We start from the raw sequence: 12,812 nt of genomic DNA on the forward strand, positions 1-12,812 counted from the left end.
ACAAATCAATTCCTCCAAACGTTGTTCCTCATCGTCCTTTGGACGATGCAGTCGAGCGAAGAGTGCACCGCCCCCGTAGAAATGTACGCCGTGATAATTTTCCGGATTTTGAGATAACGACAATCCCAAAGGGGGTATGTATGAAGTAAAAAGGCTCCTTCTTATAGTTCTTAGGTAGTAAGCAAATATTTTTAATGCCACTACTAGGTGGATTGAAGATTTAATTGTTTATTATTTACTGAAATGGAAATAAGGGGCATAAAAATAGTGGGGTTATTATGGGCAACTTGTATAAAACACGTTTCCGCTCTGCCGTTAACTCGGCGCCGAATGACACCCGTTTGTTATCCAAAAATCAGGTGCAGAGGCGCATCCTTGTTGCCGGCGGAGCGGGCTTTCTTGGTTCGCATCTTTGTGAACGCCTTCTGCGCGCCGGCCACCGCGTCATCTGTGTCGACAATTTCTCGACGGGCCTCAGGCGCAATGTCAGGCATCTGACACGTTTCGATACGTTCAGCACCGTCAATCAGGACATCGTCGAGCCGATCGCCGTCGAGATCGACGAGATCTACAACCTCGCCTGTCCGGCGTCGCCTCCGCATTATCAGGCCGACCCGATCCATACGATGATGACGAGCGTCCTGGGTTCGCTCAATCTCCTGGAACTGGCCGTGCAGCATAATGCGCGCATCTTCCAGGCATCGACCTCTGAAATCTATGGCGATCCGCACATTCACCCGCAGGTCGAAAGCTACTGGGGCAATGTCAACTCGTTCGGTCCCCGCTCCTGCTACGACGAGGGCAAGCGCTGCGCGGAAACGCTGTTCTTTGACTTCCACAAGAAATACGGCACCGAGATCAAGATCGCACGTATCTTCAATACCTATGGTCCCCGCATGCGACCCGATGACGGCCGCGTCGTTTCCAACTTCATCGTCCAGGCGCTGAGGGGTGAGGACATAACGATCTATGGCGATGGTTCGCAGACCCGTTCGTTCTGCTTCGTCGATGATCTGATCGAGGGCTTTATTCGGCTGATGAATTCAGCACCCTCATTCCAGGGGCCCGTCAATCTGGGCAATCCCGGCGAATTCACCATTGGCGAACTTGCCACGCGGGTGATCGAGATGACCGGGTCGTCCTCGAAGATCGTCCACCACCCGCTGCCGGTCGATGATCCGCGCCAGCGCCGGCCGGATATCTCGCTCGCCAAGCGTGAACTGGATTGGCAGCCGAAGGTGCCTTTATCGGCCGGGTTGAAGGAGACGATCCTTTATTTCGACCGTCTTCTCGCACACACGAGCCGGGAACTCGTCAAGGTAGCCTGATGTCCACGCCGCGAATCCTCGTCACGGGTGGCGCCGGCTACATCGGAAGCCATACCGCCAAGCTCCTGAGCTCCAGGGGGATCGAGCCTGTCGTCTACGACAATCTGTCGACGGGCAACCGCTCGGCGGTGTGCTGGGGACCGTTCGTTCACGGCGAGATGCTCGATACGCTCCATCTGGCGCGCACGATTACGCAATACGAACCCGCCGCCATCATTCATTTCGCGGCTTCGGCCTATGTGGGTGAATCGGTCGCGGATCCCTCGAAATATTACCGCAACAATGTCAGCGGCACGCTGTCGCTGCTCGATGCCTGCCGCCAGGCAGGGCTGGACAAGGTCATTTTCTCCTCGAGCTGCGCCACCTATGGCGTGCCCGCAGCCCTCCCGATCGCCGAGACGACGCCGCAGGCTCCGATCAACCCCTATGGCAAGACCAAGCTGATCGCCGAGCACATGCTTGCCGATTATGCCGCTGCCTTCGGCCTGCGCTATGTGGCGCTGAGATATTTCAATGCCTGCGGAGCGGACCCGGACGGCGAGCTTGGCGAATGGCACGATCCTGAAACCCATCTCATCCCGCGAGCCTTGCTTGCCGCGAGCGGCAGGATTTCGCGGCTGGAGGTATTCGGGGACGATTACAAGACCGAGGACGGCACATGCGTTCGCGACTATATCCATGTCTGCGATCTTGCACGGGCGCATGTGCTGGCATTCGACCATCTGGCGAAAGGCGGCGATAATCTCGCCGTCAATCTGGGAACCGGCCAAGGCTCCTCGATCAGGGAAATCCTCGACGCGATCAACCGGGTCACCGGACGGAGCGTCCCGATCGAAATCCATCCGAGACGGGCGGGCGATCCGCCGGCGCTTTACGCAGATCCGAGCCTGGCCCGCGCGACACTGGGCTTTTCGCCTCAATATTCCGATCTCGATACCATCGTGCGAACCGCCGCGCCCTTTTTCGGGCTGGAGGCGCAACCATGAGGCATGTCGCGACCAAGGACCTGGCGAAGTCCCGCGATCTGCAGGTCGAGGTGGGGGTCGAGCCACCGATGGTCGCCGTTCTGTCAGGCTACCGGCGGCTCGAATATCTGGCGGGGGTGGCGGTCTGGGTTGCCGCCCTCGCCTATTTCTGGGCCTGGTGGTTGCAGCCTGAACATCACATCAGCATTCTCGGCTCCGTTACGGTCACCGCCATTCTTGTCTGGGTGACGTTGCTGCCGGCTTATTTCATCGCTGTATTTTATCGAGGCCTCAAGCCGAACGGTCCGTTGCGACTGCCCGCCGGCAGCCGCGTCGCCATGGTCGTGACCAAAGCGCCGTCGGAGCCGTTCCCCGTGGTGGCGGAAACCTTGAGGGCGATGCTTGACCAGGACGTGCCGCACGATACCTGGCTCGCCGACGAGGATCCCTCGCCCGAGACACTCGACTGGTGCCGCAGGCACGGCGTTTTCGTCTCAACCCGCAAGGGCCGGGCCGATTATCACCGGACATCATGGCCGCGGCGCACCCGCTGCAAGGAAGGCAATCTCGCCTTCTTCTATGATAATTATGGCTACGACCGCTATGATTTCGTGGCCCAGCTCGATGCGGATCATGTTCCCGAACCCGGCTATCTCCATGAGATGCTGCGTCCGTTCGCCGACCCCGCCGTCGGCTATGTCTCGGCCCCGAGCATCTGCGACCGCAACGCCACCGAAAGCTGGTCGGCGCGTGGCAGGCTCTACGCAGAGGCAAGCATGCACGGCTCGCTTCAATCCGGCTATAATGCGGGCCTGGCGCCGCTGTGCATCGGCTCCCATTACGCGGTGCGCACCGCGGCGCTGAAGGAGATCGGCGGCCTTGGCCCCGAGCTCGCCGAAGATCACTCGACGACGCTGATGATGAACGCCCATGGCTGGCGCGGCGTACACGCGCTCGACGCCATTGCGCATGGCGACGGACCGCGCACATTCGGCGATCTCGTCACGCAGGAATTCCAGTGGTCGCGCAGCCTGGTGATGCTGCTCCTTGAATGGTCGCCGAAACTCGTCGGCCGGCTGCCGTTGCGCCTCAAGTTCCAGTTTCTGTTCTCGCAGTTCTGGTACCCTCTTTTTGCGCTGTTCATGGCACTGATGTTCGCCATGCCGATCATCGCGCTGGTGAAAGGGCAGAACTTCGTTGGCGTGACATATCCCGATTTCCTCACGCATTTCGCACCGCTTTCCATCATTCTCGTTCTGATGGCCTATCGCTGGCGGGCGGGCGGCACCTTTCGTCCATTCGACGCGAAGGTCCTGAGCTGGGAATTCATCCTTTTCCTCTTTGCCCGCTGGCCCTGGGCGCTTGCCGGGACGATGGCTGCCGCGCGTGACTGGATCACCGGCTCCTTCGTCGATTTCCGGGTCACCCCGAAAGGCGCGTCGGAAGTGGATCCGCTGCCCCTGCGGGTTCTCGCACCATACGGCTTTCTCTCGATCGCGTCCGTATTGCCGGTCCTGCTCATAAGCGATGCAGGAGAGAGCCGCGGCTTCTACCTCTTCGCCATCATCAATGCGGTGCTCTATACGACGCTTTTTCTGGTCATCGTCATCCAGCATGCGCGGGAGAACACCGTAAGGGTGAAAAAGCGCATATACCGCCCCGCGATGGCGGCCAGCCTCCTTTCGCTGATCATCCTGCCAGGGATCGCCACAGCCGAGCATGGAAAAGACGGGCTTGAGGCCCTCGCCTGGGGCGCAGGAAGGCTGACCATTTTCGAAGAGCGCTATTCGGTGGCGGGCGCCGGAATTGGCGGCGAAAGACTACGCAAAACCGTTTTCAAGCCGAGATGGCGTTCCGAAATACCGCGGAACCGTGCGACGGAGATCGAACAATGAAGACCAGCTACACCAATCAGGAGACATCGGGCCACGGCCGGTTTCACGGGTGGTTTCGTGGAGTTTCATGCATCCTGGCGGGCCTCGTCCTGTCCTCCGGTCAGGTCTGGGCTACCGAACAAACCGTCGTGCCCCAAAATGCGCGCGTGATGACAGGCGTCGAGCTTTATACGCTTTATCGCGACAAGAGCTGGAGATGGGCTGATGGCGCGGGGCTGATGCAGGATGACGGTCGCACTTTCAAGGCCGTTGCCGGATCTGGCGCGAGCACCACCTGGGCCGAAGGCCGATGGATCGTCACCGACAGCGGCAAGCTCTGCTTCAAGGCCGCATGGCATACGCAGGCCGGCACGTTTCCCGACAAGACCTGTTTCAGCCACAAGACCCATGACGGAACGGTCTATCAGAAAAAAGAACCCTCCGGCGACTGGTATGTTTTCAAGAATGCCGAACCGACGGATGACGACGAGTTCAACAAGCTCGTCAGGGAAGATCTCGTCTCCGCCGAGCTGGAGGCGATGCAGGATCCGCCGCAGGACAAGCACGTCCAGTGAATGAACCGCCTAAAACGCAAAATCCGGCGGTGAATACCGATATTGGAGGGATACAATGAAAAAGACACCGAAAATAATTGCGCTCTCATGTGTCGTACTGGCAATGTCGGGCGCTGTCATGGCGGCAAACAACGCGCCGCGCGGCATTCCTGACGCCAACTCTTCAACGGCCAATGTTCCGTCCGACAAGCGGCCGGTCATAACCCAGTCGTCCATCGATTTCGGCGCATACGATCCGCATGGTGATTTCAGCGCGGATCCGAATTCCAAGATCGAACATCTGTTCCTGCCCTGGGAAGACGTGGATCTCTCCACGCTTTCCATCGCCGACGAATATGCGCAACAGCGCGGCCGATCGCTCATGATCACGGTGGAGCCATGGTCCTGGTCCGTCGACTGGCGGCTCTCTCCTCCGGAACTTTCCAAGGGGATTCTGAGCGGCAAGTATGATGCCAACATGGCGGCGGTCTGCTCGGAAGCGGCGAAGCTGAAAAGCCCGGTCACCATCCGCTGGGCCCAGGAAATGGACGAGACGGATAACCAGTTCACCTGGGCGCATTGGCGTCCGCAGGACTATGTCGCCGCGTACCGTCGGGTGGTGACAGTGTGCCGCAAGCATCTCGATAACGCCAAATACATGTGGTCGCCGAAGGGCAACGAGGGTCTGGAGGCTTTCTACCCCGGTGACGAATATGTGGACGTGATCGGCCTGTCGGTCTTTGGCTACCAGACATACGACAATGACAAGGCCGGCAGGAACCGGACATTCGTCGAGCTGCTGACGCCGGGATATGAGCGTGTCAAGGATTTGGGCAAGCCCATCGTCGTGGCCGAGCTCGGCTATGAGGGTGACCAGCCCTATGTGCGCGACTGGGCGCAGACCGTGGCGCAGCCGCACCCCGAGTTCCCGAAATTGACCGCTGTCGTCTATTTCAACGATCGCGAAGTCTATCCGTGGCCGGATGGCTACGGGCGTCCGGACTGGCGGGTTGTCCAGGACGCCTCGAACTGAGGCATGAACCCATACGGGAGTAAAGAAATGTCGATGTTTTGTATGACACTGATCGCCGGTGCAGTTTTTGGTGGCTTGGGAATGGCAATTCCTAGCGCCATGGCCGCACCAAGCAAAACAAATATGGATGCAAGCACGGCCACCCCGCTCACCAGCGCGGAACTTTACCGTCTTTATCACAACCGGTCCTGGATCTGGAAAGACGGCGCGGGTTATTTCTCGGTGAAGGGGCGCAAGTTTACCGCCGTGTCGGGCAACGGAAAAGCGGGCTCGTATGGTGTTGGCACCTGGTTCATCACCCAGCCGGGCAAGCTCTGCTTCAGGGCCGACTGGCACACCAAAAGCGGTACGGCGCCGGCGCTGACATGCTTCAGCCATCGGAAGAAAGGCAATGTCATCTTCCAGAAGCGCGAACCCGACGGAGATTGGTACGTATTCAAACACGCCCGTGTAAAAAACGGCGACGAATACGCGAAATTGCGCAGTGGCAACTATGTCAGCTCGCGTCTGAACAAAATCGAGGCTCGGCTGTCGGCCACCAGGTAGGGTTCTTGCCGGGATCGTTCGAGCCATGCCCGTTCGGTCCCGGACTTTTTATTTCAAGGAGGCGGCCAATGGCTGACCGTCTCCCAAGGCCGCCGTGCTTATGCGCCAGTCCGGCGATCCATATCCCTGCGGCCAATGGTATGGCTCCTTGTCGTTGAAATAGACAATGCCGGCCAGCAGCGGAAAAGGATTGCGGCCCGCGGAGAGGCCGGAAATTTCAGAGAACCACTTCTGGCGGTACGCCTTTCCTCCGGCTGCTCCCAGTTCCGCTATGACGATCGGCTTCCCAAAGCGCTCGACACGCCGGTATTTCTCGCTGAAGGTCTCGGCAAAGCCCTGCCGACGCCCGTATTGGTCCAGATCCCATTTCTCCAACCCCCACAACGACACGCCGACCATGTCGACATAGTCGTTGCCGGGATAATAGGCGGCGAGGCCGCGCTCGCCCTTGGGCGACCAGATGAAACGGGCGCGCGGCGTCATTTTCCGGCATGCATCAACGAATTTCCGATAGGCCGCGATATAGCCCCGGGCATCATGACGGGCCCATGGATAGCGCCCGGTAGGGTCTTCCATCTCATGTCCCCAGCGGATCCAGAGATCGCCTGGAAAATCACCTGTCGCGCCGCATACCGCCGCGATCTGGGGATCGAACGCACCTTGCTCGATATCGGCAAATAGCCGATCACCTCCGTCGCGCCAGTTCGCCGCCTTTGTATAGGGCTCCACGGTGACCATAAGGATCCGCCCTTTCTCGCGGGCAAGGCGCATCTTCTTCGCCAGCATCGCCTGGTCGATGGCCTGCCAGTAAATGAAGACATGCTCGATCCGCGGACGGTTCGAATCCTGGAACCGATCATGCGGATCATAGACGCCAAGCAATAATGGCGCATTCCGGTGCGGCCGGGCGGTGGATTCCGTCGGACCGATCGAGACTGTCTTCATTCTGTCAATGCCGGCGCTTCGCTCCGCAGAACCCACGCCGGGTGCCGCAAGACACCAGGCCGCGAAGAGCAAGACTACGATACTGGCACGCATCTGGATAGCTCCGCTACGTGATCAGTCTTATCCCCGAAGGAAGCAGCGCGAGGTCTTTCCGAAGCCGCTTGGGGTGCAGATATAGGGCGCACGACCGAGATAGCTGCGACCAGCCGGCTTGAAGCTTGCTTTCTTTATGACCTTTCTGCTCTGTGCCGGCTTTTTCCGAGCAAGAGATACGCCGGGATAGCCAACCTGCGACACCGACGATGTGGTCAGGGTACTGTCAGGCATGACCGAGCACCCGGCAAGAAGGTTCAAGGCCACAGCAAGACCAACCAGAACTGTCGATTTTCTGAACTTGCCTACCTGGTTTTGTGTCGGTGTTTTCATCGCATAGCACTCCCATTGGTTTTTCGTGTTATGCGAAGGACGGTATCGGAAGCCGCTTAAATCACCGTGGAAATGAAGGTGAAAATTAGCGGCATTCGCGGATGAGTTTTTTAAGAATTGGCGTCTGGATGGTCTGCTTGCGTGCAGTCATCTCGATTGAAAGCCACGGTTGCCAGAGATCGACATTCCCGGGCCTGGCCTTCCCGGCCACGCGCTCATCCTCGCTACATATCATAATTTGAAAGGATCGGCGAACGCTGATTTATGGCAAACCCGCAACGAACGCCACAAACTCATCGAAGACATCGGAATGGTACACCACCACTTCTCAGGGGCAGGCCGGAGTAGACGTTCAACCCCACTCGTCCGGGAAGGAATCTCAGAGTGTGCTATCTGATACGGCTGATCTCGGTGAACGATTTGCGGCGCGCGATGAACTCGCGGAGGAGGGGAAGGAAGAACGCTTTGCTGAACTGCCCGATCGGAGGCTCGGGCTCGATGTAAAAGGAGCGGCCAACGATATCGGTGTTGAATTCATCGAGTACGATCCAGAGGTGTAGATCTGCATCGAGTCCGGCCCGCCGCTTCTCCATGGCCGGAATTTCAGCCGCGAAGCGAGCCTGCTCGGGCTGCTTGGTCGTGATCGGGAAAAACAGAACCAGGTCGCCGTCAGGTCGGGCAAGCCTCACGCCGACGGCGACTGGCCGGTCCTTCCGCCCCTCTGTCGCCCCTTTTCGGGCTTGCCGTGCCCATAAATAGGGATAACGGATGACCGCCGCGGTCTGGATGTCATCATAGTTGCTCACCGGTTGGGCTCGTCGGTCCCCGCATAGGCGTCCACCGCCGCCTCGAATTCGTCGAGCAGCTCACTTGGCATGGTTTTGAGTGTGCCGACTGAACGGGCATCGGATTGCCGCATCAGCCGTTCGTAGTCATCGATGTTAAGAAGGACGAGGCGCGGCTTGTTACGTTGGGTGATCGTGACCGGATGGCGCAATGCCTCGGCGATGATATCGCCGGACTTCCGGGAAAGATCGCTTGTCGAATAGGAACCACCGGTGTGGGGCATGTTGATCTCCAGATGATTTTGCAAGGACACTATAGCATCAGAACCGATACATATCCAGCATTTACAGCATTGTTGTAAATGCTGTGTATTCCGTGGTTAAGGCCTCGCCTGGGACGGCGGGGCCTTAACCGGGAATATCAGTCCCGGTTCGGGCGCGACCAGATGAGCTGGAACCCTCGTCGTTTTCGGATTCTGCATCTCGGCATCGAAATAGGCATCGCAGCTGAAACCGGATTTGTCGTGCTTCTCATCGACATCAACCGCGGTTTCCGGCAGGTTCACGCCGAACACCCAGCCGTCCAATCTATGGGCCAAGGCTTTGAGTAGTGCCTGATAACGCTTACGCACGGCGGAATTCCACTACATGGCGCCCCAGCCATGACCGACGGGCTGCCCCTCTGTCGATCTGGGCAACCAGACCACCGTCATATTGTGGCTCGATCAGGAGATAATCGGGCACATTTCTCGCATCGGATGGAAAAGAAACGATCCTGCATCTGGATAAAAGAGTTTCTTGCCCGATGCGCCTGCGGTGGCAAGATCCCGCTCGATTGCAGAGAAATCACATCCGTCTTTGCCGGGTCAAGCGATTTCCAGGTATAGACAATCTGAATGCCGTCAATATCGGGCCGCTTCAGAATCGCCTGAAGCTTTTCGATATCTTCGGAACTCGTATACGAGGAGGTTCGCCGTCACCGCGTGGACAAAGCCGCATATGATTGGAAAGACGATCGCAACAGCGCCGAAAACGAGCCATCTCTTCATAGTGTTTTCCTCGATCCGGCGTGGTTCGCGTCATTAAAGGTCAGTCTATATTCATCCCGCATGACACAGATGCCGCAGGATTGCGCCAGCAACTGTTGATTCCCCCGCGCATCAGATTGTCAAAGCATCAAAGGGCAATTTTAACGCGCCGCCAGAACGCGAGGTGAGGTTTCGTTGCCTTCCAGATGGGAGAGCACGACGAAGATGAAGATCAACATCCCGGCCATTTCGAGGCCTTCCTCGAAGTTCGTCAATATTCGATAACGAAATGATCCGACACCTTCCAGTTCCGCAACGCTGCCGCCGATCATCTCAAACCCGACAGCCCCGCTCAGAAATACCACGGCGGAAATCACCAGAAGGACTGCGAGCCGTGGGGAAAATGATCGGATGAACGGAACAAAGACCGCTAATCCGAACACGCTGATAACGCCTGCCGGCGCAGCCCAAGCGAAATACAACAGGCCGGTATTCTCCATCCTCAAAGACAGAACGGCGGAAATCTTCTCATGAATGCCTGCGAATTCATCGAATGACAGCAGCATAAAAAGAGCAGCGAGAAAGTACCAATGCCATATAAACCGGCTATTGCGCATTGACGCCTCGCTCCCTGCCCGAAAAAGCAACCCGGCTGCGCAAAACGCCACGATCACCGAAAGCCAGGTGAAAGCACTTTCTTCGGAATCCACGTCAAGTAACCAAATTTTATTGGATAAATCCGCTTCCGTTCCGGAATAGAGAACGATGTCCTGGATGAAACTTGCACAGAGCAGCAGTGCTGAGGCAACACAGGATAACGCGAAAACCCAATTCCACCTCGCGAGCACATCCGTCGTGAACGGAAAGTCTCTATGCGGACTGCCTGTGGATCGGACACTCATGAGATCACTTGATCCTCATGTTCGCGACTTGTCACAAAACCATCATAAATTCGTCGCACTTTCCTCAACAGTTTGTCAACCCGAGGATTCCGAATGGCTCATTTGGGAAGGCATTCCAACCTGACGCTCGGTATCGCCGTCCTTGGAGCGTTGATGCTACTCGTCGTGCTTGTCGCGGCCATGGGCATTGAGATTGCGCTACCAAGGGGCTGACGCCCCGTCGGGGAAAGTAGGCGTTGCCCAATTCCTCCCGTCTGGCGGTGCTCCGGCAGGAGGCAAGAGATTTATTTGCGAACGGTTGGTGGGCGACTTGCGGGACGGTATGGCGCTTGGACGATAGCGCACCGCCGCAGAGATCGGCTTTGCACCGATCGTACTGTTCGTTTTATCCCTTCACATATTCCTGCAATGACCGACCGTACGGCGTTTCGTCCGCCCAACGACGAATCCGGGTGATCCGTATTCTCGATTTCCATTCGAGGAGATCGTCCAGGCATCATTTAAGCGATGCGCGAGAATCCGTCGCTTGACAGCAGGGTAATTATTTTTTACGAATGACGAAATTCGAATTTCGTCATTCATCAGAGGTATCGATGACAGATTCTTCAACGTCGGAAATTGTTGGCCGGCAGGAAAACGTCACCCGGATTCTGGACGCTGCGGAACGGCTGTTCCGGCACTTCGGTTACAGCAAGACTACGGTGGCCGACATTGCCAAGGAGCTGGGCATGTCGACTGCGAATATCTACCGGTTCTTCGCTTCGAAGGTTGAGATCCATCAGGCGATCTGCACACGGATTCTGGACGGGAGTTATCAACTCGCGCTCCAGACAGCCGAGTTGCCGTTGAGTGCGAGCGAGCGGCTGCGCCGCTATGCGCTTGATCAGCACCGTCTCACCGTCGAGACGATGATGGATGAGGAAAAGGTCCATGAAATGGTCATCGTCGCCATCGAGCGCGATTGGCACGTCATCGACAAGCACATCGATCGGTTGAACGAGGTTCTCGCCCGCGTCATCGCGGATGGAATTAAAGCCGGCGAATTCACTGAGCAGGATGCCGGCGTTGCCTCGAAATGCTTCGGCGCCAGCATAGTGACGCTGTGCCACCCGCAGTTGGTTGTCCAGTGTCTTTCCAAGGAAAACCGAGCTCGTCCCGAAGAACTCGTCGATTTTGCTATCAAAGCGCTGAAAGCGTGATCGCCTGCGGCTTTCCCCGCATCGATCATTTGAAATTCACCAGCGCTCGCACCAAGTGGGAGAAAATGTCGTGAAGCACGCGATTGTAGCATCGATACTCGTTTCCGCGGCTCTTTCCCTTGCCGGCTGCTCGGAAGAGAAGGCCGAGGTTGTCGCGGAGACGATCCGGCCCGTAAAGGTGATCGAGGTTGCCGCGACCCGGACGAACCGGGCTCTGGATTATTCCGGCTCCGTGCACGCCCGTCGCGAAATGGCGCTCGGTTTCCGCGTAAACGGCAAGATCACCGAAAGGCTCGTCAATATCGGGGACCGTGTAACGGCGGGCGAGCCGGTGGCGCGGGTCGATACGACCGACTACGTACTTTCGGTCCGCTCCGCCGAGGCGAACCTTGCGGCCGCCGAGCGGCAGGTGGAAACAACGGCGCTCGCGCGCAAGCGCGCCGAAGATCTTTTCGCCAGAAAATTTTCTCCCAAATCACAGCTCGAACAGGCTGAGCTCAGCTACAGCCAGGCGGTTTCAGCCAGGGACGCGGCTCAGTCGGCGCTCGACCAGGCCCGCAACCAGGTGGCCTATGGCACGCTTCGCACGGACCGGACCGGCATCGTCACGGCGGTCAACGCCGAAGTCGGCCAGGTCGTGAGCGCCGGCAATCCGGTAATCACCATCGCCGCCGACGGGGAAAAGGAAGTGCAGGTCGCGGTGCCTGAAAACGATATTTTCGCCTTCAAGCCTGGCAAGACGGTTCAGGTGACCGTCTGGTCGAATGAAGGCCTTGCTCTTTCCGGTGCCGTGCGGGAAATCGCCGGCAGCGCCGATCCGCGCTCGCGCACCTTTGCCGTACGCGTCAGCCTGCCCGATGATCCTCGTGTACTGCTCGGCATGACGGCATCGGTGTCCGCCTCTGCAGACGACGGCCCTTCGATGGTCTCTGTTCCGCTCAGCGCCCTTGCCAAGGAAGGTGAGCAGGTTCTGGTCTGGACCGTCGAGCCTACAACCGCGACGGTGCACGCCCGCCCGGTGAAAGTCGCGGATTTCAACGGTACGGACGCCCGTATTGCCGAAGGCCTGAAGCCCGGTGATCTTGTCGTGACGGCGGGCACGCAGTTCATGCGTGAGAACCTGAAGGTCAAGCTGCCGCAGGATGCCCTGAGCCAGCAGGCCGGTACCGTCGAAAGCGACGCCACCGCCAGCCTGACGCGCTGATCCCCGCTCTCGAAAGCGAATTG

14 protein-coding genes are annotated in these 12,812 nt (G+C 58.1%); 8 read left to right on the forward strand and 6 right to left on the reverse strand.

Translation table 11 applies throughout. The features are described 5' to 3' along the window. Positions 1–278 precede the first annotated feature (278 nt). The 6 genes from ATN84_RS19365 to ATN84_RS19390 all read left to right on the forward strand — a co-directional run bounded on the left by ATN84_RS19365 (position 279) and on the right by ATN84_RS19390 (position 6,300). Positions 279–1,328 carry a UDP-glucuronic acid decarboxylase family protein gene (locus tag ATN84_RS19365; RefSeq protein ID WP_068883782.1) on the forward strand — a complete coding sequence of 350 codons (1,050 nt, stop codon included), beginning with the start codon at positions 279–281 and terminating at the stop codon, positions 1,326–1,328. Continuing rightward, positions 1,328–2,314 carry a UDP-glucose 4-epimerase GalE gene (gene galE / locus ATN84_RS19370; RefSeq protein WP_068883784.1) on the forward strand — a complete coding sequence of 329 codons (987 nt, stop codon included), beginning with the start codon at positions 1,328–1,330 and terminating at the stop codon, positions 2,312–2,314. Before ATN84_RS19365 ends, galE begins: the two co-directional genes overlap by 1 nt. A 68-nt stretch (positions 2,315–2,382) precedes the next feature. Then, positions 2,383–4,188, forward strand: coding sequence for a glycosyltransferase family 2 protein (locus ATN84_RS19375; protein ID WP_068884348.1), 1,806 nt, complete (start codon positions 2,383–2,385; stop codon positions 4,186–4,188). After that, a complete protein-coding gene (locus ATN84_RS19380) occupies positions 4,185–4,742 on the forward strand; it encodes a DUF995 domain-containing protein (protein WP_068883787.1) in 558 nt (185 codons plus the stop codon). The genes ATN84_RS19375 and ATN84_RS19380 overlap by 4 nt, the downstream gene beginning before the upstream one ends. A 55-nt stretch (positions 4,743–4,797) precedes the next feature. Next, positions 4,798–5,754: a glycoside hydrolase family 26 protein gene (locus ATN84_RS19385; RefSeq protein ID WP_068883788.1), complete on the forward strand. Its 957-nt coding sequence runs from the start codon at positions 4,798–4,800 to the stop codon at positions 5,752–5,754. Positions 5,755–5,781: 27 nt separating this feature from the next. Then, on the forward strand, positions 5,782–6,300 hold the full coding sequence (locus tag ATN84_RS19390; protein WP_068883790.1) for a DUF995 domain-containing protein: 519 nt from the start codon (positions 5,782–5,784) through the stop codon (positions 6,298–6,300). Between the two features lie 48 nt (positions 6,301–6,348). Here ATN84_RS19390 and ATN84_RS19395 read toward each other — a convergent pair whose 3' ends face one another. The 6 genes from ATN84_RS19395 to ATN84_RS19415 form a co-directional block, all read right to left on the reverse strand. Then, positions 6,349–7,338 (reverse strand): glycoside hydrolase family 26 protein, encoded by a 990-nt coding sequence (locus tag ATN84_RS19395; RefSeq protein ID WP_068883791.1) that lies wholly within the window; start codon positions 7,336–7,338, stop codon positions 6,349–6,351. A 27-nt stretch (positions 7,339–7,365) separates the two neighbouring features. Then, positions 7,366–7,671 (reverse strand): hypothetical protein, encoded by a 306-nt coding sequence (locus ATN84_RS27555; protein WP_153020309.1) that lies wholly within the window; start codon positions 7,669–7,671, stop codon positions 7,366–7,368. A 389-nt stretch (positions 7,672–8,060) separates the two neighbouring features. Beyond that, the gene (locus tag ATN84_RS27345) at positions 8,061–8,477 is read right to left on the reverse strand and encodes a hypothetical protein (protein WP_068883793.1); all 417 of its coding nucleotides are present in this window, start codon (positions 8,475–8,477) and stop codon (positions 8,061–8,063) included. Continuing rightward, positions 8,474–8,740 (reverse strand): type II toxin-antitoxin system prevent-host-death family antitoxin, encoded by a 267-nt coding sequence (locus ATN84_RS19405; RefSeq protein WP_068884351.1) that lies wholly within the window; start codon positions 8,738–8,740, stop codon positions 8,474–8,476. The genes ATN84_RS27345 and ATN84_RS19405 overlap by 4 nt, the downstream gene beginning before the upstream one ends. Positions 8,741–8,836: 96 nt before the next feature. Continuing rightward, positions 8,837–9,088 carry a hypothetical protein gene (locus tag ATN84_RS19410; RefSeq protein ID WP_153020310.1) on the reverse strand — a complete coding sequence of 84 codons (252 nt, stop codon included), beginning with the start codon at positions 9,086–9,088 and terminating at the stop codon, positions 8,837–8,839. A 557-nt stretch (positions 9,089–9,645) separates the two neighbouring features. Beyond that, positions 9,646–10,386, reverse strand: a complete 741-nt coding sequence (locus ATN84_RS19415; RefSeq protein ID WP_068883797.1) for a hypothetical protein — start codon at positions 10,384–10,386, stop codon at positions 9,646–9,648. A gap of 593 nt (positions 10,387–10,979) precedes the next feature. On the opposite strand from ATN84_RS19415, the gene ATN84_RS19420 reads away from it, so the two are divergent. Together ATN84_RS19420 and ATN84_RS19425 are read left to right on the forward strand one after the other, a co-directional pair. Beyond that, positions 10,980–11,585, forward strand: a complete 606-nt coding sequence (locus ATN84_RS19420; protein ID WP_068884354.1) for a TetR/AcrR family transcriptional regulator — start codon at positions 10,980–10,982, stop codon at positions 11,583–11,585. A gap of 70 nt (positions 11,586–11,655) precedes the next feature. Further along, positions 11,656–12,789: an efflux RND transporter periplasmic adaptor subunit gene (locus ATN84_RS19425; RefSeq protein ID WP_244491139.1), complete on the forward strand. Its 1,134-nt coding sequence runs from the start codon at positions 11,656–11,658 to the stop codon at positions 12,787–12,789. Positions 12,790–12,812: the final 23 nt, after the last annotated feature.

Source organism: Paramesorhizobium deserti (assembly GCF_001558695.1).
Lineage (GTDB): Bacteria > Pseudomonadota > Alphaproteobacteria > Rhizobiales > Rhizobiaceae > Paramesorhizobium > Paramesorhizobium deserti.

Coding starts and splice junctions, on each gene's coding strand:
- ATN84_RS19375 (WP_068884348.1), top strand. CDS start 2,383: ATGGTCGCCGTTCTGTCAGGCTACCGGCGGCTCGAATATCTGGCGGGG.
- ATN84_RS19390 (WP_068883790.1), top strand. CDS start 5,782: ATGTCGATGTTTTGTATGACACTGATCGCCGGTGCAGTTTTTGGTGGC.
- ATN84_RS19405 (WP_068884351.1), bottom strand. CDS start 8,740: ATGCCCCACACCGGTGGTTCCTATTCGACAAGCGATCTTTCCCGGAAG.
- ATN84_RS19380 (WP_068883787.1), top strand. CDS start 4,185: ATGAAGACCAGCTACACCAATCAGGAGACATCGGGCCACGGCCGGTTT.
- galE (WP_068883784.1), top strand. CDS start 1,328: ATGTCCACGCCGCGAATCCTCGTCACGGGTGGCGCCGGCTACATCGGA.
- ATN84_RS19365 (WP_068883782.1), top strand. CDS start 279: ATGGGCAACTTGTATAAAACACGTTTCCGCTCTGCCGTTAACTCGGCG.
- ATN84_RS19395 (WP_068883791.1), bottom strand. CDS start 7,338: ATGCGTGCCAGTATCGTAGTCTTGCTCTTCGCGGCCTGGTGTCTTGCG.
- ATN84_RS27555 (WP_153020309.1), bottom strand. CDS start 7,671: ATGAAAACACCGACACAAAACCAGGTAGGCAAGTTCAGAAAATCGACA.
- ATN84_RS19415 (WP_068883797.1), bottom strand. CDS start 10,386: ATGAGTGTCCGATCCACAGGCAGTCCGCATAGAGACTTTCCGTTCACG.
- ATN84_RS19385 (WP_068883788.1), top strand. CDS start 4,798: ATGAAAAAGACACCGAAAATAATTGCGCTCTCATGTGTCGTACTGGCA.
- ATN84_RS19420 (WP_068884354.1), top strand. CDS start 10,980: ATGACAGATTCTTCAACGTCGGAAATTGTTGGCCGGCAGGAAAACGTC.